At 74.0% G+C, this 26142-nt stretch carries 20 protein-coding genes; 13 read left to right on the forward strand and 7 right to left on the reverse strand.

The window, feature by feature from the left end:
• Positions 1–4: 4 nt before the first annotated feature.
• The 4 genes from RVR_RS03100 to RVR_RS03115 form a co-directional block, all read right to left on the reverse strand.
• Positions 5–265 carry an aroma-sacti cluster domain-containing protein gene (locus tag RVR_RS03100; protein WP_237404540.1) on the reverse strand — a complete coding sequence of 87 codons (261 nt, stop codon included), beginning with the start codon at positions 263–265 and terminating at the stop codon, positions 5–7.
• Positions 262–969, reverse strand: coding sequence for an iron-containing redox enzyme family protein (locus RVR_RS03105; protein WP_237404541.1), 708 nt, complete (start codon positions 967–969; stop codon positions 262–264). The genes RVR_RS03100 and RVR_RS03105 overlap by 4 nt, the downstream gene beginning before the upstream one ends.
• A complete protein-coding gene (locus tag RVR_RS03110) occupies positions 966–2075 on the reverse strand; it encodes a radical SAM family protein (protein WP_202232361.1) in 1110 nt (369 codons plus the stop codon). The genes RVR_RS03105 and RVR_RS03110 overlap by 4 nt, the downstream gene beginning before the upstream one ends.
• A 534-nt stretch (positions 2076–2609) precedes the next feature.
• Positions 2610–4526 carry an AfsR/SARP family transcriptional regulator gene (locus RVR_RS03115; protein WP_202232363.1) on the reverse strand — a complete coding sequence of 639 codons (1917 nt, stop codon included), beginning with the start codon at positions 4524–4526 and terminating at the stop codon, positions 2610–2612.
• 264 nt (positions 4527–4790) lie between these two features.
• On the opposite strand from RVR_RS03115, the gene RVR_RS03120 reads away from it, so the two are divergent.
• The 5 genes from RVR_RS03120 (at position 4791) to RVR_RS03140 (ending at position 10115) form a co-directional block, all read left to right on the forward strand.
• The gene (locus RVR_RS03120) at positions 4791–4943 is read left to right on the forward strand and encodes a hypothetical protein (protein ID WP_202232369.1); all 153 of its coding nucleotides are present in this window, start codon (positions 4791–4793) and stop codon (positions 4941–4943) included.
• Between the two features lie 107 nt (positions 4944–5050).
• Entirely contained in the window at positions 5051–5248 is a 198-nt protein-coding gene (locus RVR_RS03125; protein ID WP_202232370.1) for a hypothetical protein, read from the forward strand.
• A 46-nt stretch (positions 5249–5294) separates the two neighbouring features.
• Complete coding sequence (gene lanKC / locus RVR_RS03130; RefSeq protein ID WP_202232371.1) at positions 5295–7946, forward strand: class III lanthionine synthetase LanKC; 2652 nt, start codon at positions 5295–5297, stop codon at positions 7944–7946.
• Between the two features lie 7 nt (positions 7947–7953).
• Complete coding sequence (locus RVR_RS03135; RefSeq protein ID WP_202232372.1) at positions 7954–9297, forward strand: MFS transporter; 1344 nt, start codon at positions 7954–7956, stop codon at positions 9295–9297.
• 281 nt (positions 9298–9578) lie between these two features.
• The gene (locus RVR_RS03140) at positions 9579–10115 is read left to right on the forward strand and encodes a helix-turn-helix domain-containing protein (RefSeq protein ID WP_202232373.1); all 537 of its coding nucleotides are present in this window, start codon (positions 9579–9581) and stop codon (positions 10113–10115) included.
• A gap of 232 nt (positions 10116–10347) precedes the next feature.
• Here the strand turns inward: RVR_RS03140 and glgC are convergent, their stop codons facing one another.
• The gene (gene glgC / locus RVR_RS03145; RefSeq protein WP_202232374.1) at positions 10348–11568 is read right to left on the reverse strand and encodes a glucose-1-phosphate adenylyltransferase; all 1221 of its coding nucleotides are present in this window, start codon (positions 11566–11568) and stop codon (positions 10348–10350) included.
• A gap of 306 nt (positions 11569–11874) precedes the next feature.
• A complete protein-coding gene (gene glgA, locus RVR_RS03150) occupies positions 11875–13044 on the reverse strand; it encodes a glycogen synthase (protein WP_202232375.1) in 1170 nt (389 codons plus the stop codon).
• 480 nt (positions 13045–13524) lie between these two features.
• Between glgA and RVR_RS03155 the strand changes: the two genes are divergently transcribed.
• The 3 genes from RVR_RS03155 (at position 13525) to RVR_RS03165 (ending at position 16356) form a co-directional block, all read left to right on the forward strand.
• Positions 13525–14082 carry a GNAT family N-acetyltransferase gene (locus tag RVR_RS03155; protein ID WP_202232376.1) on the forward strand — a complete coding sequence of 186 codons (558 nt, stop codon included), beginning with the start codon at positions 13525–13527 and terminating at the stop codon, positions 14080–14082.
• 222 nt (positions 14083–14304) lie between these two features.
• Positions 14305–15270, forward strand: a complete 966-nt coding sequence (locus RVR_RS03160; RefSeq protein WP_202232377.1) for an acetylxylan esterase — start codon at positions 14305–14307, stop codon at positions 15268–15270.
• Positions 15271–15504: 234 nt separating this feature from the next.
• Positions 15505–16356: a SigB/SigF/SigG family RNA polymerase sigma factor gene (locus RVR_RS03165; RefSeq protein WP_237405217.1), complete on the forward strand. Its 852-nt coding sequence runs from the start codon at positions 15505–15507 to the stop codon at positions 16354–16356.
• Positions 16357–16579: 223 nt separating this feature from the next.
• Here the strand turns inward: RVR_RS03165 and RVR_RS03170 are convergent, their stop codons facing one another.
• The gene (locus RVR_RS03170) at positions 16580–18100 is read right to left on the reverse strand and encodes an MFS transporter (RefSeq protein ID WP_202232379.1); all 1521 of its coding nucleotides are present in this window, start codon (positions 18098–18100) and stop codon (positions 16580–16582) included.
• Positions 18101–18480: 380 nt separating this feature from the next.
• Here RVR_RS03170 and RVR_RS03175 point away from each other — a divergent pair, with 380 nt between their 5' ends.
• The 5 genes from RVR_RS03175 (at position 18481) to RVR_RS03195 (ending at position 25901) form a co-directional block, all read left to right on the forward strand.
• Positions 18481–19755: a glycoside hydrolase family 3 protein gene (locus RVR_RS03175; protein ID WP_202232380.1), complete on the forward strand. Its 1275-nt coding sequence runs from the start codon at positions 18481–18483 to the stop codon at positions 19753–19755.
• Positions 19756–19912: 157 nt separating this feature from the next.
• The gene (locus tag RVR_RS03180; protein WP_202232381.1) at positions 19913–20410 is read left to right on the forward strand and encodes an SH3 domain-containing protein; all 498 of its coding nucleotides are present in this window, start codon (positions 19913–19915) and stop codon (positions 20408–20410) included.
• Between the two features lie 168 nt (positions 20411–20578).
• Positions 20579–22537, forward strand: a complete 1959-nt coding sequence (locus tag RVR_RS38845; protein ID WP_346731435.1) for an imelysin family protein — start codon at positions 20579–20581, stop codon at positions 22535–22537.
• The gene (efeB, locus tag RVR_RS03190) at positions 22534–23793 is read left to right on the forward strand and encodes an iron uptake transporter deferrochelatase/peroxidase subunit (protein ID WP_202232382.1); all 1260 of its coding nucleotides are present in this window, start codon (positions 22534–22536) and stop codon (positions 23791–23793) included. The genes RVR_RS38845 and efeB overlap by 4 nt, the downstream gene beginning before the upstream one ends.
• Before the next feature lie 176 nt (positions 23794–23969).
• The gene (locus RVR_RS03195) at positions 23970–25901 is read left to right on the forward strand and encodes an alkaline phosphatase family protein (RefSeq protein ID WP_202232383.1); all 1932 of its coding nucleotides are present in this window, start codon (positions 23970–23972) and stop codon (positions 25899–25901) included.
• Positions 25902–26142: the final 241 nt, after the last annotated feature.

Raw genomic sequence — 26142 nt, forward strand, 5'->3', positions numbered from 1 at the left:
CGGCTCAGAAGAGCGCGCCGCCGGCGATCTCGCTGTGGGCCTGTACCTCGGGTCCGACCTCGTCCAACCGCGCCTTGATGTCGAGCATCACCGACAGTTCCTCGGCGCTCAGCCCGCGCAGCACCTCCTGCTGCTCCTCGGTGAGTTCGGCGACGCCGAACCCGTGTGCCCGGAGCACGTCCAGGGTGTCGTCGGCCGGTCGGCCGCCCTCCCCGCTCCGTCCGGTCCCGCCGTCGTCCCGGCCCTGCGCCGCCCCGTCGGTCATGAGGTGTGGGTCCTTTCCCTGGAGTGATCCTGCTGCGCTGCCCGGCCGATGTGCGCGAACAGCTCCACGAGTCCGTCCACGGTGTGCAGCGCGCTCATCACGACCGCGTTCACCAGGGGCGGGTCGAGCGGCAGCCCGTCGAGCAGTGCGAACAGCTCGGCGGTGTGCCCGGTGTCCAGTTCGGCGTGCCCGCGTACGGTGCGCAGCGCCGCCTCGGGCACTCCGGCGGCGGCGATCTCGTCGGCCAGCCAGGGCGCGGGCGCGTTGCTCTCCAGCACGGCGATGTAGCCGAGCAGCGCGACGGGGTGATGGTGCTCGATCCAGTAGTACTGGGCGCCGGCCAGCCGGGCGACGGCGGGCGACGGCTGCCGGTCGCGTACGGCCGCGGGGTCCCCGCCCAGCGCGGCGATGTCGTCGAGCAGCCAGTCGTCGTGGCCGCGTTCCTCCTCGACGTGGACGCGCAGGTACGCCGCGAGCGGGGCACCGACCGCGTCGCCGAGGTCCGCGCAGCGGGACGCCGCGCGCTGCATCAGCGGGACGGACGCGCGGATCAGGCCGTGCATGTCCTCCAGGTAGCGGCCGTAGCGCCGGGCCAGGCCCGGTGCCCGCCACATGGCCGTGGTGGCCGCCCGCACCGCCGGCGCGGTCAGCAGCAGCCGGGCGCTCAGCGCCGTACCGGCCGGGACCGCCGTGCCGGCAGTCACCGTGCCGCTCCGTGGAGCGCGACCAGGTCGGCGTAGGGAGCGCAGCCGTGCCGCCGGACCAGCGCCACGGCGCCGGCCTCGGCCTGGCCGCGGGCGGCGTACCGGTCCAGCAGGGCGCCGACGGGCCCGGCGCCGGCGGCGGTCGCCGCGGCCAGCACCTCGGGCCGCTCGGCGAGCGCGCGGCAGCCGTCGCAGTAGCCCGGACGCGGGGCCGCCTCGTCGGCGGCGCCGTAGCGGTGCCGGAGGTGGGCGGGGCCGACGGTCCTGATCATCCGCAGCACCGGCGACCGGACCGCGCGGGCGCTGATCGACTCCCAGTCGTCGGTGCCGATGTGGCCGAGGGTCAGGTGGGCGGGGGCGGGTCTGCGGTCCACGACCGCCTGGTTGCAGCAGGCGACGACGGTGCCGTCGGCCGCGACCACCGGCCACGCGGCCATCGAGCAGGGCAGCGCGCGCTCGGGGTCGGGCGAGGCGGTGTCCGCGGCGGCCCAGGAGGCCGCGCGCCCCACCCGGCGCAGCGAGTTGACCAGCATCGGGACGCGGGAGCCGAAGGTGCGCCGGATGTCGGCGGTGACATCGGCGAGGTACGGGTCGTCCGCGCCGCTGCCGACCAGGTGGAAGCTGGCGGCGACGCCGGCGTCCAGGACCCGCCGGACGAGGGCGAACACGGGGGCGCGGCCGGTCTCGCGCTCGTGGTAGGCGTCGACGCTCACCGAGAAGTGGTCCACGGCCGTGACGGCCCGCCAGATCCGCTCGGGCACGGCCGCGACCTGCCCGGGGTGCCCGGGGCGGTCCGCCCGGCCGGCGAAGAAGGCGCCGGTGAGCAGCGCGGTCCGGGTGCCCGCCGCGCGCGCCGTCGCGGCCAGTTCGGTGACCAGCTCCGGGCGCAGCAGCGGTTCGCCGCCGGTCATCATCAGCACGGACGGGTGCGCCGCGGGCGTGAAGGTGCCGACGAAGGACCGCAGCCGCGCCGCGTCCGGCTCGCCCGAGGCCATGGTCGCGGAGGTGGAGCAGTGCGCGCAGTGCAGGGGGCAGCGGCCGGTGACGGTCAGGAGCAGCCCCGCACCCGGCAGCGGGCGCTGCGTCATCAGTTCGGCGAGTTCCATCGCACGCTCCTCATCGTCCTTCCGAAGTGTCGGCGGGGGCGGTTCGAGGCGGGGTAGGAAACGGTATGGAAGCGGTAAATCCGCAGGTCGGGGCCCGGGACACCGTTGGCCCCTGGAGGTGTCGCGCGCGGCGGTGCGGAACCGGTCGCGGCCGCCCCCGCGAAGGCCCGTCCGGCGGTCCCGCGGTGCCCCTTCCCGAGGCCCGCGCGAGGCCGCTTCCGCAGGGCTCCGGCGCCGGCCTCGCCCGGGCCCGCGCGAGGCCGCTTCCGCAGGGCTCCGGCGCCGGCCCGGGCGGCGGTCCGGGCGGCGGTCCGGAGGGCGGTCCGGGCGCCGGCTCGGAGGGCGGCGCGGGCGCCGGCTCCGGCGGTGGTCCGAACGGCCGCCTCGGGGAGGGTCCGGGCGGCCGGCGCAGCCGCGGACGGTCGGCAGTGGCGCGCGGCCGGTTCGGGCGGCGCGGCCCCCTCGGGCGCTGCCGCCGGCCCAAGCGCTGCCGCCGGCCCAGGCGCTGCCGCCGGCTCAGGCAGTGCCGCCGGCTCAGGCGGTGGCCCTTGGCAGCGGCTGGACGTGTTGCAGGGCCTGTTCCCGCGCGTACACCTGGGTCAGCCGCGGGAGTTCGTAGTGCGCGGCGTGCGCGGTGACCTCGCAGTCCGGCGCGATCAGCGCGCCAGCGTCCATCAGGGACTCCAGCTTGTGCAGGGCGCGGTCCTGGTCGCAGGTGAGCGCTTCGGCGGCCTGACGCAGCGTGAAGGGCCCCTCCGGCAGCTCCGCGAGCAGGCAGAGCGTGGTCCGGTCGGCCGTCGGCAGGTCGTTCCACCCGCTGTCCAGCCGGGGCCGCACGTCGGTGTCCCCGGCGACCAGTTCGTCCAGCACCGTCCTGCCGTCGGCCAGCCGGGCGGCGTACTCGCCCAGCGGCAGGTAGCGGCGTACCGCGAGCTTCAGGCCGCTGACCCGGACGGCGAGCGGCAGCATGCCCGTGGCGGCCACGATCTGTTCGGCCGACGCCGGACAGGACCGCAGCCGGTCGTGGCCGACGATCCGGCCGAGCAGTTCGAGGCTCTCGGACCGGTCGAAGGCCGCCAGGTCCAGCCGGTTCGCCGACGCCAGGCCCGCGAGCTGGGCGCGGGACGTGACCAGGACGGCGCTGCCGCCGGTGTCCGGCACGAGGGGCCGTACGGAGCCCTCGTCGGCCGCGTCGTCCAGCACCAGCAGTACCCGCCGCGGCTCCAGCCAGGTCCGCCACGCGGCGGCCGCCTCCTCGGTGCCGGCCTCCTGGGCGCCGGCCCGGCGGACCCCGGCCCCGGGCGCCGCCCCGGGCAGGTCGGCCGTGCGGGCCGGCTCCGGAAGGTCGGCCATCCGGGCCAGCTCGGCCACCAGCGAGGCGGCCGTGCGCGGCCGGCCGTCCTCGTCGCGCATCCGCAGCAGCACGCGCCCGTCGGGGAACTCCGCGGCGAGCCGGTGCGCCGCGTGCACCGCGAGCGCGGTCTTGCCGGTGCCGACCGGGCCGGTGAGCAGTGTCAGGCGCCGCTCGCCGGCCAGCAGGCCGGTCAGGTCCCGCAGGTGCCGCTCGCGGCCGGTGAAGTCGGCGAGGTCCTGCGGGAGGACGGTACCCAGGACACCGCCGGGACGGCGCGCCGCGGCCCTCGGGCCGGCGGCGCCCAGCGGGCCGAGGGAGCTGCCGGGTTGCTGCGGGCCGCCGTCGAGGATCGACCGGTAGAGCGTCTCCAGGGCGGCGCTGGGCTGGAGTCCGTACTCCGCGGCGAGGAGCTGGCGCAGCGCCGCGTAGGCGGCGAGCGCCTCGGTCTGCCGGCCCTGGTCGAACAGCGCGGTCATCTGCACCGCCCTGAGCCGCTCCCGCTCCGGGTGCCGCTCGACCAGGTCCCCTACGGTCTCGGCGACCTCGGTGGCCCGGCCGAGGCGCAGCTCCACCTCGGCCCAGTCCTCGTAGACCTGGACGTAGCGGCTGTCGAGCCGCTCGGCCTCGGACCTGACGGCGGGGGAGAACCGCAGCTCGCGCAGCGGGAGTTCCTGCCACAGCCCGAGCGCCTCGCGCAGCATCCGGGACGCGGGGCCCAGGGCGCCCTGCGCCGTGGCCTCGCGGGCGCCCCTGGCCAGGTGCCGGAAACGCAGCACGTCCAGTTCGTCGTCGCGCACCCGCATCAGGTAGCCGCCTGCGTGGTGCGCGAGGCGCTCGCCGGCGCCGGCCCGGTCCAGCAGTTTGCGCAGCGCGGAGATGTAGACCTGGATGTTCTTGCGCGCGGTGCGCGGGGGTCGGCCGTCCCACAAGGTGTCGGTCAACAGGTCCAGCGACACGGGGGTGTTGGCACGCAGCAGCAGCATCGCCAGCAGCAGCCGCTGCTTGAGCGGACCGAGCGGGAAGGGGCCCTCGGCGGTTCCGACGGACAGGGGGCCGAGGACGGTGAGCCGCAGGCTGTCGTGCAGTGGTTCGGCCATCTCTGGTTTCACCTTTCCCACCGACGGACCCGGGAGCGGATCGTGAGCTGAGATGAATGACATCCGGCGGATGACTTATATCAAAGGATGCGGCCCGGGTGAACACGGCAACGTCCCTCCGCGCCGCGCGAGTTGCCGTCAACACCTTTTCCACCTGCGACGATACCGCCCCCATACCGCGGGTAGACCGGTTCCGAATCGACCCCGCCTAGCGTTTGGGATGTCCGAGCAACGCTTCACATCCGCTGAGACGAGGAGACGATCATGGCTGACGCCGTCGACCCCACCAACGAGGACACCACCGCCGAGACCGAGAACGAGGTGGAGGCGCACTCCGAGGCCCTCGACCTCCAGGAGATGGGCGTGAGCGGGCTCGAGGCCCCCGGCAGCACGGTCAGCCTGGCCGCCTGCGCCTGAGCTACCCGTGTGGGTGGCGTGCCGATGCGGCGCGCCACCCACTCGTCGTTTCGCACCCGCGCGGCCCGGCCGGCCGTGCCGGGCGCCCGGACCCGACAGGAGACACCATGGCCGATCCCGTGGACCCCGCTTCCTCCGCAGTGCCCGACGACGAGCAGACCGCCCCCGAAGCGGCCGACGGCGAGTCCGAGGTCGAGGCGCACGTCGCCAACCCGCTGGACCTCCAGGAGATGGGCGTGCAGACCTCCTTCGCCGACAACGTCATCGGCTCGACGAGCGCGACCAGCCTGATCTCCTGCTGCTGACGTCCGCACCGCCGCCGCACCGTCGACCCAGCACCGGAGAGGCCCCATGATCCCGTTCCTTTACGTCGTCGCGGACAAGGAGTTCTACGCACCGCTGGAGACCGCCCGCGACCGCGGCGAGGTCTACCGGCCCGCGGGGGTGCCGGACGGCTGGGCCGGGACGGAGTCCGGGATCTGGACGATGTGGCACCGGGGCCGGCAGTTGCGCGGTGTCGAGGACGGCTGGAAGGTGCACGTGTCCGCGCGGCCCGGCCGCCAGCAGCACGTCCTCGACACCGTGGCCGCCGTCTGCTTCGAACAGGACGTCGCCTTCAAGCACATGTCCTGCTCGCTCGCCTACTGGTGGATGCACCACAAGCAGGCCGCGCGGCAGCAGAGCGGCAAGTTCGTCGCCGCCTATCCCACCGACGTCGAGGCCGCCCGCGCGCTCATGGAGCGGCTGCGCACCGAACTCGACGGCGAACAGGGACCGTTCGTCCTCACCGACCGGCGCTACCGCGACTCGCGCACCGTCCACTACCGGTACGGCGCCTACCTGCCGCGCGACCGCGTCAACGCCGACGGCACCTACACCATGCTGCTGCGCCGCCCGGACGGCGTGGTGGAGGAGGACCACCGCGGCGTCTCCTTCCACCTGCCGGAGGGAGTGGTCGACCCCTTCGTCAAGCGCCGCCCCGCCGCGGCGGGCACGAAGGCCGCGGCCCCCCGCCGGAAGGCCGGCACCCCCCGCACGGAGCCGGTGACCTTCCACGGGTACACCTTCGAGGAGGCCCTCCAGTTCTCCAACGCCGGCGGCACCTACCGGGCGCGGGAACTGGCCACCGGCCGCCAGGTCTTCATCAAGGAGGCCCGCGCGCACACCGGCGTGGCCCACGGCGAGCGCACCGCACCCGACCAGTTGCGGTCCGAGCACCACACGCTGACCGCCCTGCACGCCGCGGCCCCCGGCCTCGCCCCGCAGCCGCTGGAGCTCTTCCACGAGTGGGAACACGACTACCTCGTCACCGAGTTCATCGAGGGCGAGACCCTCCAGCGCTGGATGGTCGCCCACCAGCCGATGCTCGGCACCGGCCGGCTGCCCCACGAGTTCGACGACTACTACGCCCGCTGCGAGAAGCTGCTCGAACGGGTGGAGAGCGCGCTGGAGCGGCTGCACGCCGCCGGCTACCTCTTCGTGGACGTCAGCCCCGGCAACGTGATGGTCGGCGAGGACGACAGCGTCCGACTGGTGGACTTCGAGGCCGCCCAGCGCGCGGACGCCGACGAGATCCTGGTGATGGGCACCCCGGGCTACTCCCCGCCGCCCGAACTCGTGGGCGACGACCGGCGGATCCACGACGACTTCGGGCTGGCCGGCCTGGCCCTGCTGCTCCTCGGCCCCTTCCACCAGTCGGCGCGGCGCAACCCCGACGCGCTCGCGCACCTGCGCGGCGAACTGCTGGAGCGGGCGCCGCTGCCGGAGCCGCTGTGGCAGAAGGCGGTGCGGTTCCACCCGCCGCGCGCCGCGGCGGACGGCGCGCTCCCCCTACCCTCGCCCGAGGAGGTGGCCGCCGACCCGCTGCGGCACCTCGCCGACCTGCGCGACCGCACCGCGGACGCGCTGGTCGCGATGGCCGAACCGGACCATCCCGACCGGGTGTTCCCCACCATCGCCGACGGCTACCGCACCAACACCCAGTGCCTGGCCTACGGTTCCGCCGGTGTCCTGCACGCCCTGACCCGCGCCGGGCGCGCCCTGCCGGACGGCGCGCTGGAGCGCCTGCGCACCGACGCCTTCGACCGGATCGACCGCCTGGGCCCCGGACTGATGGCCGGCACCGCCGGCATCGCCTGGGTGCTGGCCGACCACGGGCTGCTGGACGAGGCGCGGGACCTGCTCGCCGCCGCGGACCGCCACCCGCTGATCACCTCGGGCGCCTCCGCGACGCTCTTCGGCGGCAGCTCCGGCCTCGCCCTCGCCCACCTGGCGGTGTACGGCCACACCCGCGACGCCGCGCACGTCGAGCGCGCGGCCGAACTCGCGGCGGCGCTGCCGTCCGACGCCGGCCTCGCACCGCTGCTCGGCGCCGACGACGCCACCGGCCTCATGCACGGCCGGACCGGCATCGCGCTGATGCTCCAGCAGCTCGCCGCCGTCACCGGGTCGGACGACGGACTGGAGCGCGGCGTCCGGCTGCTGCACGCCGAACTCGACCGCGCCACCGACCCCGACGCGCCCGGCCTGGCCTTCCCGATCTCCGCCACCGACAGCCGCAGCCTGCCGTACCTGTACTCCGGGTCCGCGTCGATGGCGCACGCGGTCGTCCGCTACACGCGGACCGTCGACGACGAGCGGCTCGCGCAGGCGCTGCCGCGGCTGCTGGCGTCCACCCGCACCACCTACACCGCGATGTCCGGGCTCTTCCAGGGCCTGGCCGGACTGGGGTTCGCCCTCGCCGAGCAGGCCCGGCTGACCGGCGAGAGGTCCGCCCGGGCCGACGCGGTCCGCGGCGCGCGGGGGCTGTTCAAGTTCGCGGTGCCCCACCCGACCGGGGTGCGCTTCCTCGGGGACCAGCTCATGCGCTTCAGCGCGGACCTGTGGAGCGGCTCGGCGGGGATACTGCTCTTCCTGACGCAGTTGCTGGACCCCGCGCCCGACCCGCTGTTCACCGTGGACGCGCTCAGCGGCGCGCACGCCCGTACCCCAGCGGCCAGGTGAGGTGCCGATGAGCGTGGAGAAGACCGACGGAACGAACGGGTCGCCCACGGGCGACGCGCCCGCCGCCGACCCGCCGGACGGCGCCTCGGCGGGCTGGGCCGCCACCCGCGACGTCAACCTCTACTGGTGCGGGCAGACCGCCTCCGCGTTCGGCTCGGTCTTCACCACGATCGCGCTGCCGGTGGTGGCGGTGGTGCACCTCAACGCCTCGGCCGGGGCCATCGGCCTGATCAGCGCCGCCGCGACCGCGCCGATCCTGCTGCTCGGCTTCCCGGCGGGCGCGCTCGCCGACCGCCTCGCCCACCCGCGCCGCGCGCTGATCCTGCTCGACCTGATCTGCGCGGCGGCCGTCGGTGTCGTCGCCCTCGGGCTGGCCGCCGGCGCCGTCTCGCTGCTCTGGCTGGGCCTGCTGTGCGCCATCATGGGCGCCACGTCCACGCTCTCCATGTCGGTGTACTTCCTGCACCTGCGCCAACTCGTCGGCCCGGACGGGATCGGCGGCGCCCGCGCCCGGCTCCAGGCCGGGCAGTACGGCGCCGCGCTCGTCGGCCGCCTGCTCGCCGGACCCGCGATCGCGCTGCTCGGCGCGGCCGCCGCGCTCTCCGTCGACGTGGCCAGCTACCTGCTCAGCGCCGCGGCCCTGGTCACCATGCGCTCGACCGACCTGGTCCCGCGCGGGCCCGCGCCCTCGGTGCTCACCTCGCTGCGCGGCGCGATGGCGGGGCTGCGGCTGTTCACCGGCGACGGCTTCCACCGCGCGCTGGGCGTGTTCATCGTGGTGCCGGCCGCGGCCCTGGCCGGTGTCACCGCGCTGACCGGACCGTTCCTGCTGCGGGTCATCCACCTGCCGACCGCCGCCTACGGCTCGCTCTTCGCGCTGTCGGGGCTGATGGGGCTGTCGGGCTCCGCCGTCGCCGGGCGGGTGCTGGCACCGGGCCGGGACGCCCGGCGGGTGCTGCTGGGCGGCTTCACCGCCGCCATGATCTGCAGCCTGCTGCTGCCGCTGTCCGGCGGTCCGCTGCCGCTGGCCGCGTTCTGCGCGGCGATGGGCATCGGTCTGCCGATCTTCTTCGGCGCGATCGCCAACGTGGCCGTCAGCTCCGTCCTGGTCGCCTCGATGTCCGAGGAGACGCTCGGCCGCGCGATGGCCGCGCTCCAGGTGTGCGTCGCCACGGCCGGCCTGGTCGGCGCGCTGGGCAGCGGTGTGCTCGGCGACTGGCTCGGGGTGCGCGGAGCGCTGTGGGCGATGGGCCTGCTCGCGCTGGGCGGCATCGTGCTGAGCCTGCCGCCCGCCCTGCGGGCCGCGCGGGTGGCCGCCGACGTGCCCGAACCGGAGCCGGCCCCGGTCTGACCACCGGTTCCCCCGACATGGCCGGAATTCGACTTGCCCGGCCGGTTCGGCGTTCCGCCGGCGCGGCCGGGCGCGCGGCCCGAACGGACAGCGACGTCCGTGTCACGCACGGAAGTCGGCCCCGGCGGCGGACACACCGGCACCCCCGCCTTTGTCCCGTCACACAGTTCACATCGGCCACAGGGCCGACGGCCATTCCGGGATCGGGGGAGCACCGGCTACGATGAGGCCGGGGGAAGAACAGCTCGGCCTGGCCGGTACTACTCGGGGGGAGGCGGACGATGGACAAGCGTGTTTCCGCCGTGTCGTCCGCCGCCGGACGCCGGGCCGGCACCGCCGCCGCGTCCCCGGCCGGAAGCGGTTCCGCCGCCGACGAGCAGTCCCCCGCGGCCCCGCCGCCCGCGCCGACCTCCACGCTCGCCGGCAAGATCGACGCCCTCTTCCGTGTCGTCCGCCGCCCCAACCGGGAGCCGTACAGCCACGAGGAGGTCGCCCGCGCCTGCCGGGAGGCCACGGGCGAGAGCTTCTCCGCGACGTACCTGTGGCAGTTGCGCACCGGCCGGCGCGACAACCCCACCAAGCGCCACCTCGAAGCCCTCGCCCAGTTCTTCGACGTCCCCGTCGGGTACTTCTTCGACGACGAGCAGGGCGCGGCCATCGCCAAGGAGCTCGAACTGCTCGGCGCGCTGCGGGACGCGGGCGTGCGCAGCATGGCGCTGCGCGCGGTCAACCTCTCCCCCGAGGACGCGGCCACGATCAGCGACATGATCGACGTCCTCGCCCGCCGGGAGCGCGGCTCCGCGGGGCGCGGGCTCTAGGGCCGGTCCGGCGGAACCCGCCGGGCTCAGGCGCCCGGCACCGCACCTCCCTGCGTTGCCGAACCACCCACGGACGACCCGGTACGAGGACGTCTCTCCGCCTTGCGACGCAACGGCACCGGACACCGCGCGCCCGACCGGCACGATCCGCCGGACAGGCCCCGGGACCTGTCCGGCGGAAACCCGCGGCCGGGTGGCGCGCGGTCGCGGCCGCCCCGTGGGCCGCGCCGGATCAGCCGACCTGGGCGCCCTTGCCCAGCGCGATCACGCCCGCCTCGGAGACGGTGTACAGCGCGCGGTCCCGCTCGGGGTTGACGCCGATGGTGGCGCCGGGCGGCACGTCCACGTTCTTGTCGAGCACCGCCCCGCGGACGATCGCGCCGCGCCCGACCCGCACGTTGTGGTGCAGCACCGAGCCCTGGACGACGGCGCCGGTGTCCACGACGACGCCCGGCGAGAGCACCGAGCGCGTGACCTGGCCGCGCACCACGCAGCCGGGGCTGATCACGGACTCCCCCACGATGCCGCCGGCGGCGATCTTCGCGGGCGGCAGCGAACCGGGGTTGGTGTGGATCGGCCAGTCGCGGTTGTAGAGGCTGAAGGCGGGCCGGTCGGAGACCAGGTCCATGTGCGCGTCGTAGTAGGCGTCGAGGGTGCCCACGTCCCGCCAGTAGCCATGGTCGCGGGCGGTCTCGCCGGGCACGTGGTTGGCGTCGAAGTCGTAGACGTGCGCGGCGCCCTGCGCGGTCAGCCGGGGCAGGATGCTGCCGCCCATGTCGTGCACCGACTGCGGGTCCTCGGCGTCCTCGTGCAGCGCCTCCAGCAGCGCCTTGGTGGTGAAGACGTAGTTGCCCATCGAGGCGAAGACCCGCCCGGGGTCGCCGGGCAGCCCCGGCGGGTCGGCCGGCTTCTCCAGGAACCGTTCGACCGCCACCCCGTCGGCGCCGGGGGTGATCACGCCGAAGCCGGAGGCGTCGGCCCTGGGCACCTTGATGCCGGCCACCGTGACGCCCGCACCGTGCTCCGCGTGCTGCTCCAGCATCTGCCGCGGGTCCATCCGGTAGACGTGGTCGGCGCCGAACACCGCGACGTAGTCCGGCTGCTCGTCGTGGATGAGGTTGAGCGACTGGAGGATCGCGTCCGCGCTGCCGAGGTACCAGCGCGGGCCGAGCCGCTGCTGGGCGGGCACCGGCGTCACGTAGTTGCCCAGCATGTTCGACATCCGCCAGGTCGTCGACACGTGCCGGTCCAGAGAGTGCGACTTGTACTGGGTGAGCACGCAGATCCGCAGGATGCCGCCGTTGACCAGGTTGGACAGCACGAAGTCGACCAGGCGGTACGACCCGCCGAAGGTCACCGCGGGTTTCGCCCGGTCCGCGGTGAGCGGCATCAGCCGCTTCCCCGCCCCGCCGGCCAGCACTATGCCAAGGACCGAAGGTCCACCACCGCGCATCGGCGCCCCTTTGTTCGTCGTCGTCGGTCGCGGAGGGCCGGCCGGACGGCCGCCTCCGTTCCCGTGAGCCGTGTGCCCGCGTGCCGCGGACCGATCCGCGGCCGCCGGCCGTTCTCCCGCGCCGTCCGCCCGCAACAGGCCCCAGGGCCTGTCCGGCGGACCCTGCCGGGCTCACGGCGCCCGGCACCGCACCTCCCTGCGTTGTCGAATCATCCATGTACGACCCGGTACGAGGATGGTTCTCCGCCTTGCGATGCACGGCACCGGACCCCGCGAGCTCGACCGGCACGATCCGCCGGACCGGCCCTAGGCGGTGCCGGCCTTCGCGACCGCCTCGTACAGGTCCGCGGTCCTGCGGGCGACGGCGTCCCAGCCGAACTCGCGCACCGCGCGCAGCCGCCCCGCCTCCCCCATGCGCGCCGCGCCCGCCGGGTCGCCGAGCACCCGGTCCAGGGCCCGGGTCAGACCGGCCTCGAACTCCTCGGCGTGGCCCTCCCGGTAGGGCACCAGCAGCCCGGTCTCGCCGTCCTCGACGACCTCGGGTATGCCGCCGACCGCCGAGGCGACCACCGCCGTACCGCAGGCCATGGCCTCCAGGTTGACGATCCCCAGCGGCTCGTACACCGACGGGCAGACGAACACCGCCGCGTGGGTGAGCAGTTGCACCACCGCGGGGCGCGGCAGCATCGCCGGTATCCAGTGCACCCCGTCGCGCACCGAGCTGAGCTCGTCGAAGAGCGACCGGAACTCCCGGTCCAGCGCGGGGGTGTCGGGCGCGCCGGCGCACAGCACGAGTTGCGCGGCGGGATCGATCGCGCGGGCGGCGCGCAGCAGGTGCGGCACGCCCTTCTGCCGGGTGATCCGGCCGACGAACAGCACGTAGGGCCGGGCCGGGTCGATGCCGAGGCGGGCCAGGGCGTCGGTGCGCGGGTCGGCCCGGTAGGTGGTGGTGTCGATGCCGTTGCGCACCACGTGCACCCGGTCGGGGTCGAGGCCCGGGTAGCAGGACAGGATGTCGCCGCGCATGCCGTCGGAGACCGCGACCACGGCGTCGGCCGACTCCATCGCGGTGCGCTCGGCCCAACTCGACAGGGCGTAGCCGCCGCCGAGCTGCTCGGCCTTCCACGGGCGCAGCGGTTCCAACGAGTGGGCGGTGAGCACGTGCGGGATGCCGTGCAGGAGCTTGCCGAAGTGGCCGGCGAGGTTGGCGTACCAGGTGTGGGAGTGCACCAGGTCCCGGTCGCCGAGCGCGGCGGACATCTGGAGGTCCACGGCGAAGGTGCGCAGCGCGTCGTTGGCGCCGTCGAGGCCGGCCGGGGCGCGGTGGCGGAAGACGCCCGCGGTGTTCCCCTCGCCCCAGCAGTGCACGTCGAGGTCGACCAGCGGGCGCAGCTCGCGGGCGAGGAACTCGACGTGCACACCGGCCCCGCCGTAGACGTCCGGGGGGTACTCCCGGGTCAGCAGTGCGACCTTCATCCGGACCTCCACCCGTCGGCAACCGTGCTCCTTGCCTTCCCCGGTTCCGGGCGGAGCTATCACGGTGAACGGCTCGGGTTCCGCGGTGCCCCCGCCCCCGGTCGGACCCGGTCGGGCGGCCGCACCCGACCGGCGGGCGCCGGCGGGGACGCCCGCCCGCGCGCCGGCGCGCGGACGCGGCGGGGGCGCGGTGCGGTTGACCCGTATTCGGCCAAGGTCGCCGCGTTGCCCCCGGTTGCCCCCGGTTGCCACCCGTTTGCCGTCCATGACCCCCCGCAGTCGCCGGGGTGGGCTTTTACTGACGAATGGGGCACCGGTGCACGTGTGGGTCGCGTGGGACCGGCTCACAGGCAAGCACAACCCCGTGGTGCACGCGGCAATACGGCCGATCCCGCCCCGGCGGGCCCGGAGCGGAATGACGCTTTATGGACGGCTGCGGCCCCCTGGCCCCGGGCACACGTATGGGAGAGACGACACGTGATGACCACCCCCCACCCCCCCGCACCTCTGCCGCTGCGCGCAGGAGAGCGGTTGGCACTGGCGCTGGCGAGAGAAGAGATGATGCAGGACTACCACCGGTGGGAGACCGACCCGGCGACGGTCGTCGGGTTCGGCGCCCGCTGGCCGGTGTCCTGGGAGGTGTTCCGGGCCCGGTTCCTGAGCAGTCACACCTCGCGGCACTACCAGCTCTTCGAAGTGGTCACCACGGAGGGCGCGGTGCCGGTCGGCACCACCTCCCTCAACGTCGACCAGGCGGTCAACACCGCCGAACTCACCCTGGTGATCGCCCCGGAGCACCGCGGCCGGGGCTACGCGGCCGAAGCCACCGCACTCACGCTGGACTGGGCGTTCTCCATCGCGTCGCTGAGCGCGGTGTGGTTGGAGGTGCTGGCCCCGCACACCGCCGCGGTCAACGCCTACCTCAAGGCCGGTTTCCGCACCGCCGGCCGGCTGCGCAGCGCGGCGCTGTGGCAGGGCCGGCGGGTGGACAAGCTGTTCCTGGACTGCGTGCCCGACGACCTGGCAGAAAAGAGGTGATCCGAGAATGTCCTGCCCCGACGTGAACTGCCGCAAGGGCGGCTGCACCACCGACCCCGGTCAAGGCCGGCCGGCCCCCGAGCGCGGTCCGAAGGCATGACCCCGCTCGTCACCTGCCGTACCCCCGCCCGGCGGGGGTACGGCCCCGGGCCCCACGGGCCGGTCCGGGCAAGTACGGTATGCGGGACCGTGTGGTGACCAGCCGCGGAGGGGAACGCACCGATGGCCCAGTTCGACATGCCGATAGAGCAGCTCAGGACGTACCGCAGCGAGTCGGTCGAGCCACCGGACTTCGACCGCTTCTGGGCCGACACCCTGGCGCAGGCCCGCGGCCACGACCTGGCCGCGCGGTTCGAGCCGGTCGCGACGGCGCTGCGGACCGTGGACACCTTCGACGTGGAGTTCTCCGGCTTCGACGGGCACCGGATCAAGGGCTGGTTCACGGTGCCGGCCGGTGCCCGTGAACCTCTGCCGGTGGTGGTGGAGTTCATCGGGTACGGCGGCGGGCGCGGCCTGCCGCACGAGCGCCTGACCTGGGCCTCCGCGGGGTACGCGCACTTCCTGATGGACACCCGCGGGCAGGGCGGCTCCTGGTCGACCGGCGACACCCCCGACCCGGTGGGCTCGGGTTCGGCGACCCCCGGCTTCCTGACCCGCGGCATCACCGACCGCGACGAGTTCTACTACCGCCGGGTGATCACCGACGGCGTGCGCGCGGTGGAGGCGGCCCGTACCCACCCGCTGGCCGACGCCTCCCGCACGGTGGTGACCGGCGTCAGCCAGGGCGGCGGGCTGAGCATCGCGGTCGGCGGCCTGGTGCCCGACCTCGTCGCGGTCGCGCCCGACGTGCCGTTCCTGTGCGACCTGCCGCGGGCAGTCCGGATCACCGACGCGTTCCCCTACCGCGAGGTCGCGTCCTACCTGTCCACCCACCGCCCCGAGCGCGAGCGGGCCTTCGGCACCCTCGCCTACTTCGACAACGTGCACTTCGCCGCCCGCGGCCGGGCGCCCGCGCTGTTCTCCACCGCCCTGCTGGACGCGACCTGCCCGCCCTCCACGGTCTTCGCCGCGTTCAACGGCTACGGCCACGAGGACCGCACCATCGAGGTCTACGACTTCAACGGCCACGAGGGCGGCGGCGCCCACCACGAGGCCCTGCGCCTGGAGTGGCTGCCGAAGTACCTCTGATCCGCGCCCTCCCCCGGCCCTGCCGCGCGTTCCGCCGTCCGTCCGTCCCCTCCCGTGCCGAACCGCACGGGCGCGCGGACGTGTTGGCGGGGACCGTTTCGAACCTCCGCGAAAAAAAGAGGAATACGTCGGCGGTCGGGGGGCAGGAGGCGGTTGACCGTCCTACAAGTGCGAGGCGATGACGTGACCGCGAATGCGCAGCAGTCGAGTAGCACAAGCGGGACCGCGACCTGCCTGCGGCAGGCGGGTTCGGCCCACCAGGAGGCGCCCGGCGGGCTCCCCTGGATCGAAGACGCGACCGCGGTTGCCCCGCAGGACGCGCGCGTGCTCTCGAAACTCTTCTTCGACCGACTCCAGGAACTGGAGGAGGGGACCCACGCCTACAGCTACGCCCGGAACACCCTGATCGAGATGAACCTGGCGCTGGTGCACTTCGCGGCCGGCCGCTACCGGAACCGCCCGGGCACCGACCGGGAGGAGATCATCCAGGTCGGCACGATCGGGCTGATCAAGGCGATCGACCGGTTCGACCTGTCCCGGGAGACGGAGTTCACCACCTTCGCGATCCCGTACATCGTCGGCGAGATGAAGCGGTTCTTCCGCGACACCTCGTGGGCGGTGCACGTGCCGCGGCGGCTCCAGGAGCTGCGGGTCGAGCTGAGCAAGGCGAAGGAGCACCTGGCGCTGCTGCTCGACCGCGACCCCACGGTGCCGGAGCTGGCCGCCCACCTGGAACTGACCGAGAACGAGGTGCTGGAGGGCCTGGTCGCGGCGAACGGCTACACCGCCGGATCGCTCGACATCCCCTGGTCCGACAGCGACGCGGGTCCCGACAGCGACGGCCGCACCCTCGCCGACACCATCGGCGACTGCGACCCGACGATGGAGCTGATCGAGAACCTGGGCAGCCTGGCGCCGCTGGTCGCCGAACTCTCCGACCGCGACCGCGACCTGCTGCGGATGCGCTTCGTGGAGGAGATGACCCAGTCCCAGATCGGCGAGGTGCTGGGATACTCCCAGATGCACGTCTCCCGGTTGCTGAGCCGGATCGTGAAGAAGCTGCGCGCGGGCATGCTGGTGCAGTAGGAGGACGTTCTTCCGGCCGGGGGCCGGGTGCGGGCCGCGAGCCCGTACCCGGCCCCCGTCGTTTGCCCGCACCCCACGCCCGCACCCACCACGCCCGCGCCCGCGCCCGCGCAGCGTGCCGCACCTCCCCCGCACCCGCGCCCTCGCCCCACGCGCGCATGCCGCGCCCCGGCCCGGTGAGCGCCGGGCCGGGGCGGGGGGGTTCACGCCGGATCGGGGCGGGTCACGCCGGACCGCTCGACGCCCGCGGCGTGCCGGTCGGCGACGCCGCCGTCGCCGGGCCGGCCGAGGAGAGCGGCGTCGCGATGTCCTCCAGGGACTTCTGCTCGGCGTTGACCGCGAAGACCGCCGCCACCAGCCCGCCCGCGCACATCAGGGCCGCGCCGATGCAGAACGCCAGCACGGTGTCGCCCACCTTCCCCGAGGAGGTGAGGTCGGAGAAGACCAGCGGGCCGGTGATGCCGCCGGCCGCCGTACCGACCGCGTAGAAGAAGGCGATCGCCATCGCGCGGGTCTCCATCGGGAAGATCTCCGACACCGTCAGGTAGGCGCTGCTGGCCCCGGCCGAGGCGAAGAAGAGCACCACGCACCAGCAGACGGTCAGCGTGGTGGCGTCCAGCGAGCCGCGGTGGAACAGCCACGCGGTGAGGAAGAGCAGGACGCCGGACAGCAGGTACGTCCCGCTGATCATGATCCGCCGGCCGACGAGGTCGAAGAGCGGGCTGAGCAGCACCGCGCCGCACAGGTTGCCGGCGGCGATCACCGCGAAGTAGTAGCCGGTGTGGCCGGAGTCGACGCCGTAGAAGGTGATGAGGATCGTGCCGAACCCGAAGGTGATGGCGTTGTAGAGGAACGCCTGCCCGATGAACAGGGACAGGCCGAGCGTGGCGCGCCTGGGGTACTTCAGGAAGACGGTCTTCGCGATCAGTCCGAAGCCGATGCTCCGGCGCTGGTGGATGGCCATCTCGCGGTCGGCGCGCGGCAGCCGGGTCCCCTTCTCCGCCTCGACCTGCCGCTCGACGTCGGAGACGAGCTGGTCGGCCTCGTCGCCGTAGCCGTGGATGAACTGCCAGCGCGGGCTCTCCGGCACGTGCCGGCGCACCAGCAGGATGACCAGGCCGAGCACCACGCCGAGCGCGAAGGTCAGCCGCCAGCCGACGTCCTTGGCGAAGACGCCGGTGTTCAGCGCCACGATGGACAGCAGCGAACCGCCGATCGCGCCGAGCCAGTAGCTGCCGTTGATGCTCAGGTCCACCCGGCCGCGGTACTTCGACGGGATCAGCTCGTCGATCGCGGAGTTGATCGCCGCGTACTCCCCGCCGATGCCGAAGCCGGTCAGGAAGCGGAAGGTGAAGAACCACCACGGCGCGAAGGACAGCGCGGTCATCGCGGTGGCGCCCAGGTACACCGCGAGGGTCACCATGAACAGCTTCCTGCGGCCGAACCGGTCCGTCAGCCACCCGAAGAAGAGCGCGCCGACACACGCGCCGGTCACGTAGAGGGCGGCCGCGAGCCCGGTGATCTGCGAGGACGTGATGGACAGCCCGGAGCCGGGCTCGGACAGCCGCCCGGCGATGTTGCCGACGATGGTGACTTCCAGGCCGTCGAGGATCCAGACCGTGCCCAGGCCGACCACGATCATCCAGTGCCAGCGCGACCACGGCAGCCGGTCGAGTCTGGCCGGCACATCGGTGGTGATCGTGCGGCCGTCGACCGGGGACGGGTCCGGGGCGGACGTCGCCATGGAGCTCACCTCCTTGCCGGCCAGTCTCACACCGGCCGGCTCCACTCGCGTGTGCGGCGCTTCCGGCGGGTCGCCGCGGCCACCGTGCCCTGAGCCGTGCCGCGCACCGGGTGACCCGCGCCGCGGGGCTCCTGCGGCCCCGCCGTACCGGCTGCCCCGCTTCACCGGCTCCACCCCGGTGCCCCGCACGCCCGCGGAACCAGATCCTCCGTTCTCACCCGGGTGGCCGTTTCCAGAGAGGCCGGTGGGGAACAAGTGACGCCGCTGGGGGATCATGAACCCGCAGGACCGTTCCGTCGACCGACCCCATGAGGTGAGGTTCCGCAGTGCGCAAGCACCCGCAGCATTCTTCCGCCGACAGACCGCCGTACTCCGCACGCATGCGCCGCGGGGCGCTCGTGGCGGGCCTGCTCGTGGCCGTCGCCGGCTGCGGAAACGGCCAGCCGTCGCCCGGCTCGACCACCTCCGACGCGACGTCCGCGTCGTCGTCGGCCGGCAGCGGCAGCCCCACGACGTCGGGCAGCACGTCCGCGAGCCCGTCGCGCACCACCACGGCGGCGCCGCCGCCCACCACCTCGCAGCAGCCGACGACCACGTCGGCGGCGAGCTGCGTGGACCGGGCGTACAACGCGATGACGAGCGCCCAGCGGGTCGGCCAGCTCTTCATGACCGCGGTCTCCAGCACCGGCATGACGACAGCCCAGGCGCAGGCGATCACGGCCGGCAGGACGGGCTCGGTCTTCCTCCAGGGCCGCACCACGCAGGGCACCGCCGCCGTGAAGGCGGTCACCGCCAAGGTGCGCGCCCTGGCCTCCCCCGTGCGGGGCGTGTCGCTGGGGATGTTCGTCTCCACCGACCAGGAGGGCGGCCAGGTCCAGGTGCTCAACGGGCCCGGCTTCAGCACCATCCCCAGCGCGGTGACGCAGGGCACGCGGTCCGCCGCGACCCTCCAGTCCGACGCCGCCACGTGGGGCCGCCAACTGGCCTCCGCCGGGGTCAACATGAACCTCGCGCCCGTCGCGGACACCGTCCCGGCGGACCAGGTGGCGGTGAACGCGCCGATCGGCAAGCTGGACCGGGAGTACGGCACCGACCCCTCGACGGTCGCCTCGCACAGCACCGCGTTCCTGCGCGGCATGCGCCAGGCCGGCGTGGTGCCGTCCATCAAGCACTTCCCGGGCCTGGGCCGTTCCAGCGGCAACACCGACTTCACCGCGGGCGTCACCGACTCGGTGACCACGACCGACGACGCGTACCTCCAGCCCTTCCGGGCCGGCATCCAGGCGGGCACGCCGTTCGTGATGGTCTCCTCGGCGATCTATACCCGGATCGACCCTGACCACCAGGCCGCCTTCTCCTCGGCCGTGATCCGCACGCTGCTGCGCGGCAAGCTCGGCTTCAAGGGCGCGGTCATCTCCGACGACCTGGGGAACGCCGCCGCCGTCGCCGACCACACCCCGGCGCAGCGCGCGGTGGACTTCATCACGGCCGGCGGCGACGTGGTGCTGACCGTCCGGCCCAGCGACATCGCCCCGATGACCTCGGCGGTGCTCAGCCGGATGTCGGCCAGTTCCTCGTTCCGCGCCGACGTGGCGGCGAGCGTACGCCGGGTACTGACCGCCAAGCACAACGCGGGCGTGCTGACCTGCGGCTGACGTCCGCGCCGGCGGGCCCCGGCGCCGGCGTCGGCCGGCCGGGGCCATTCGTGGTCCATCCGGGTGGACGGGCCGTTTTCCTGGACCGGTTCGGCGGTCCCGCGTGCCATGAAGGAGGGGCACACGGGACCGCCGCGCTTCCGGAAAGAGGGCCGCCATGTACCCAGCGCACGCCAGGCACCGCGTCACGACCGGCATCGCCGGTCTGCTGATCGCGGGCTGCGGCCTGCTCGCCGCGACGTCCGCGTACGCGGTGGCTCCCCGGCCCGCGCGGCCGGCCGGCACCGGCACGGGCGCGAGTGCCCCCGCGCCCGACCACCGGGGCCGGCAGGCGCCGCCTTCCGCCGACCGGCGGCCCCGGGCCGACACCGACCAGCAGGCGCCCTCCTCCGCCGGGGACCAGCAGACGTTCGCGGCGGCCGAGCCGCAGGGCCGGGTGGTGTCGCGCCTTCCGCTGACCGTCCGTGAGAAGGCGACGTCCGCCTCGGGCTCCCTCGGATCGCTCCGGTCCGGCGCCGTGGTCGCGCTGCACTGCAAGGCCGTGGGCCAGAGCGTCGACGGAAACACGCTGTGGTACCTGCTGGGCGACGGCCGCCCCGGCTACGTCGCCGCGCGCCACGTGCAGAACCTCTCGGCGGTGCCGTCCTGCACGTGACGCCGCCGGACGGCGCCGAGCCGGGCGGCCGGCGGCCCGCCGATGACGCGCGGATGAACTGCGGGCGAATTGTGGGCTCCTGGCCTTTCCGCAGGTGGGAGGGCCTGCCACCGCATGTTTAGCATGTCGGCGTCACGTCCTGCTGCACCGATTTCCCGGAGGTCCGGTGTGCCCGCCGAACCCGCACCCGAACCCGAACCCGTCCCGGCGGCCGGCGCCGAGGCCGACGCCAACGCTGACGCCGACGCCCACCGCGAGTCCGCGCCCGAGGGCGGTGCGCCGGCGGGCGAGACGGCTGCCGTGCCGCCCGACGGCGTAACGCCGGCGGCCGGACCGGCCGGACCGGAGCGGCGGCCCGCCGACCGGCAGGGCCCCGGCCCGGACGCGGCGGCCGGGGACGACGCGCCCGCCCGCGCCGCCGAGGACACCGACACCGCTGAGGACGACACCGACGCCCACACCGAGACCGCATCCGGCCCCGAACCCGGCGCGGGTGCGCGCGCCGACACCGGGACCGGCACCGGCACCGATGCCCGCACGGACTCGGACGGAGACACCGACACCCGCACCGGCGGGGACGCCGACACCGGTACGGCCGCCTGTGCCACTGCCGACACCGGCGCCCTCACCGAGACCGCGTCCAGCCCCGAACCCGGCGCAGGTGCGCGCGCCGACACCGACACCGACACCGACACCGACACCAGCACTAATGCCCGTACGGCCCCGAACGGCGACACCCGCACCCGCACCGACTGGGACGCCGACACCGGTACGGCCGCCCGTGCCGCTGCCGACACCGGGGCCCTCACCGGCCCGGAGAACGACACGGACGGCGACACCCGCACCCGCACCGGCGGGGACGCCGACACCGGCGTCGCCGCCATGCTCTCCGGCGCGGACACCCCCGCCGAGCCCCGCCGGCGCGCCGCGCGCGGCTGGACCGTGGCCGGCGCAGCCGTCGCCGTCGCCGCCGCGGTCACCGCGGGCGTCCTGGCCGCCGGGGGCGGCCGCGGCGCCACGCACCCGGCGACCGCGACGGCCCCGGACGGCCTCCGGCACACCGCCGTCGACGTCTCGACGAGCACCTGCGGCCGGGGCTGGGGCGCCGCGCAGCGGCCCCGCGCCGGAACGCAGGCGTTCGACCTGCACAACTCCGCCGCGAACGCCACCGAGGTCTACCTCAAGGACCCCGCGACCGGAAGGCTGTACGCGGAGATCGAGGGGCTGGCCCCGGGCGCGACCCGGTCGATGGTCGTGGACCTCGGCAGCGGGCGGTACGCGTTCGAGTGCCAGCAGGAGGACACCGACGCGGTCACCGGCCCCACCGTGACGGTCCCGGGCAAGGTCCCGCAGGGACCGTCCTCCCTCCCGGTCACGGTGCACGACCTGATCCCGCCGACCCTGGACTACCAGAGGTGGATCAAGGCCCGGATGGCCGAACTCTCCACCGACACCGCTGCGTTGACGTCCGACATCGACCACGGTGACCTGGCCGCCGCCCGCCGCGACTGGCTCACCGGCCACCTCGTCTACGAGCGGATGGGCGCGGCCTACGACACGTTCGGCGACGCGGACGGCGTGATCAACGGCACCACGGCGATCGGCCAGAACCCGTCCGCCGACCCGGACTTCACCGGTTTCCACCGGATCGAGTACGGGCTGTGGCACGGGGCGTCCGCGGCGTCCCTGCGCGGGCAGGCGGCGACGCTCGACAAGGCCGTGAAGGCACTCACGTCGCAGTGGGCCACGCAGCAGATGGATCCGGCGAACATGGGCCTGCGCGCGCACGAGATCATCGAGAACGCCGAGCAGTTCGAGCTGACCGCCCGCACCGACTACGGCAGCGGCACCAACCTGGCCACCGCGTCGGCGAACATCGACGGCACCCGGGAGATCCTGGCGGAGCTGCGCCCGCTGCTGGCCGCCCGTGACTCCGGACTCGCGCAGCTCGACGCCTCGCTCGACCGCGCCCAGACCTACCTCGCGTCCCTCGACCACGACGGCAGGTGGACGCCGGTGGCCGGACTGACCCGCGCCCAGCGCGAGCAGGTCGACGCCGACTTCGGCGACCTGCTGGAACGACTCGCCCCGGTGGCGGCGATCTTCGACGTACGGAGGACGGTATGACGACCGACACCCACGGCCCGGCCGGCGGCGAGCTGCGGCGGCGCGGTTTCCTGCGCGGCGCGGCGGTCGGCGTCGGGGCCGTCGGCGCGGTGGCGGGCGGCGCGGCCGCGCTGGCCGGATCGAGCGCGGCGGCCGCGACGCCGGCGCCGGCCGCCGGGCAGGCGGCGCCGTTCCACGGCCCGCACCAGGCCGGCATCACCCAGGCCGTCCAGGCGTCCAGCGTGTTCCTGTCCTTCGACGTCACCGCGGCCGACCGGCGCGAGCTGGTCGAGTTGCTGCACACCGTCACCGAGCGGGCCCGGTTCCTGACCTCCGGCGGGACCCCGGCGGCGCTGGGCATCACCGACTCGCCCTCGGACAGCGGCACGCTCGGCCCGCGGGTGCCCGGCGACGGGCTGACGGTCACCACCGGGGTCGGCGCGTCGCTCTTCGACGACCGGTTCGGGCTGGCGGACCGCAAGCCGCTGCGGCTGACCACGATGCCGGCGTTCGAGGACGACGACCTGCAACCGGACTGGTGCCACGGCGACCTGAGCCTCCAGCTCAGCGCCCCGCACCCGGACACCGTGCTGCACGCACTGCGCGACATCGCCCGGCACACCCGCGGCGGCATGCAGGTGCGCTGGCGGATGGACGGCTTCACCAGCCCGCCCCGCCCCAGCGGCACCCCCCGCAACCACCTCGGCTTCAAGGACGGCACCGCCAACCCGGACATCACCGACCCGGCCGTCGCGAAGCGGCTGCTGTGGACCGGCGGGGGCGGCGAGCCGGCCTGGACGTCCGGAGGGTCGTACCAGGTGGTGCGGCTGATCCGGATGCTGGTGGAGTTCTGGGACCGGGTCTCCATCACCGAGCAGGAGCGGATGTTCGGCCGGGCCCGGGACACCGGCGCGCCGCTGGACGGCGCGGGCGAGTTCGACACGCCGAAGTACGCGCAGGACCCGATGGGCGACGTGATCCCGCTGGACAGCCACATCAGGGTGGCCAACCCGCGCACCGCGAAGACCGACGACTCCCGCATCCTGCGCCGCGGCTACAACTACGACCGGGGCATGGACAACGACGGCAACCTCGACATGGGGCTGATCTTCGTCTGCTACCAGCAGGACCTGGAGCGGCAGTTCGCCGCGGTGCAGAAGCGGCTGGCGGGCGAACCGCTGGTGGACTACATCACACCGTTCGGCGGCGGCTACTTCTTCGCGCTGCCGGGCGTGCGGGACCGCGGCGACTGGCTCGGCAGCACCCTGCTGGCCTGAACCGGTGCCGGGGCCGCCGGTCCCGGACCCGCACACCGAACCGCCCCCCGCTGTTCACCGGGGAGCCACCACCGGGCCGTTGTCATGTCGCGGCCCAGCTCGACGATCGCGTTCGACGCCGTGCGCGATTCGACACATGGCACGCGTAGGCACCACACAGCGGAGGCTGAGGCAACATGAGCACCACAGGCAGAACGAGCAGGTCACGAGGGGGTTCGCGGGGGCGGGCCGCGCGCTGGGGGGCGTGCGCCGGAGCGGCGGCGCTCGTACTGCTGGGCGGCACGGCACCTGCCCGGGCCGACTCCGCCGGCCAGGGCGGCGGCAGCGGGAGCAGCAGCACGACCACGCCGATCAAGCACCTGGTGGTCCTCTTCGACGAGAACGTGTCGTTCGACCACTACTTCGCGACCTACCCGAAGGCCGCCAACACCGACGGCACCACCTTCACCGCGGCGAAGAACACCCCGAAGAACATCGACACCGCCGCGCACGCGGGCCTGGTCGCCAAGAACCCCAACCAGTACGCGCCGCAGCGGCTGAGCCCGGACGAGGCCGTCACCTGCGACCAGAACCACTCCTACGGCCCGGAGCAGTACGCCGCGAACGGCGGCAAGGCCGACCAGTACGTCCAGAACACCGACTCCGGCAAGTGCTCGGGCGGCCTGTACTACCAGCCCGGCCTGGTGATGGACTACTACGACGGCAACACCGTCACGGGGCTGTGGAACTACGCCCAGCACTACTCGCTCGGCGACAACTCCTACAGCTCCAACTACGGCCCCTCCACGCCCGGCGCGCTCAACCTGGTCTCCGGCCAGACGCACGGCGTCGTCTCGGTCGACCCGGCCTCCGGCACCGAGCACCCGAAGCAGACCGCCACGCCCGACTCGTACACCGTGGTCTCCCCCGACGCCCAGGGTGTCGGCACCGTCGCCAACGACCCCGACCCGGCCTACGACGACTGCTCGGACAACAGCCACACCAGCACCAACGCGCTCGCCAAGATGACCGGCAAGAACGTCGGTGACCTGCTGAACTCCAAGAACGTCACGTGGGGCTGGTTCCAGGGCGGCTTCCGCCCGTCCACGGCGTGGGACGGCAAGCAGGGCGACTACGCCAGTTGCCAGGGCGACACGCACGCCAACGTCGCCGGCACCTCCTCGGTCGACTACAGCGCGCACCACTCGCCGTTCCAGTACTACGCGTCGACGTCCAACCCGCACCACCTGCCCCCGAAGAACACGGCGGAGATCGGCCACGACGGCCAGGCGAACCACAACTACGACCTGACCGACTTCGACTCGGCGCTCAAGGCCGGTGACCTGCCCGCCGTCAGCTTCCTCAAGGCGGCCGAGTACCAGGACGGCCACGCCGCCTACTCCGACCCGACCGACGAGCAGAACTTCCTGATCAAGGAGATCAACGCGATCCAGTCCTCCGCGGACTGGAAGGACACCGCGATCGTGGTGGCCTACGACGACTCCGACGGCTGGTACGACCACGCGTACGCGGTGCCGAGCAACGGCTCCAAGGACACCACGGTCGGCTCCAACAACAAGGCCGCCGACAGCCCGGCCTGCCAGGCCGCCCCGGCCGCCGCGCAGGGCTACGACGACCGCTGCGGCCCCGGCACCCGGCAGCCGCTGCTGGTCATCTCGCCCTACAGCAAGGTGAACTCGGTCGACCACACGCAGACCGAGCAGGCGTCGATCACGAAGTTCATCGAGGACAACTGGAAGACCGGCCGGATCGGCGACGGCTCCTTCGACTCCCGCGCGAACACCCTCACCAACGCCTTCGACTTCAAGCACCCGAACAACGAGCAGGTGCTGCTGAACACCAACGGGTCGGTGAAGTCGGTCAAGCCGATCAGCTCCACCCACCCGACCTCCCCGGGCAAGCCCACCCAGCCCGGCCACGGCGGCACCGGCGGCTCCGGCGGCACCTCGGGCACCACCGGCGGCGGCAACGCCCCGTCCACGCAGCTCGCGGCGACCGGCAGCCCGTCCCCGGCGCTGCCGCTCGGCATCACCGCGGGCGTCCTGGTGGTCGGCGGCGGCGCGCTGTACTACGCCCGCCGGCACCGCGCCTCGCGCTCGGCGGCCTGACGCCGGCCCGCTCCGCGGGGTCTGACAGGGGCCGTCCCGGAAGTCTCCGGGGCGGCCCCTCGCCGTACCCGCCGCGCGTCGGACCTTGAAGCAACTCCGCAGCGGGCGCGGCGCGTTGTGTTCACGAACCGAAGACACATCCCCGATCCGCGGTCCGCACGCGGCGCCCGCGCGTATTCCGGTACCGGCTCCGCGCACAACTCTTGACATGGGTGAAACACAGGGAGAAACATTCCGGTGT

The organism is Streptomyces sp. SN-593, assembly GCF_016756395.1.
GTDB lineage: Bacteria > Actinomycetota > Actinomycetes > Streptomycetales > Streptomycetaceae > Actinacidiphila > Actinacidiphila reveromycinica.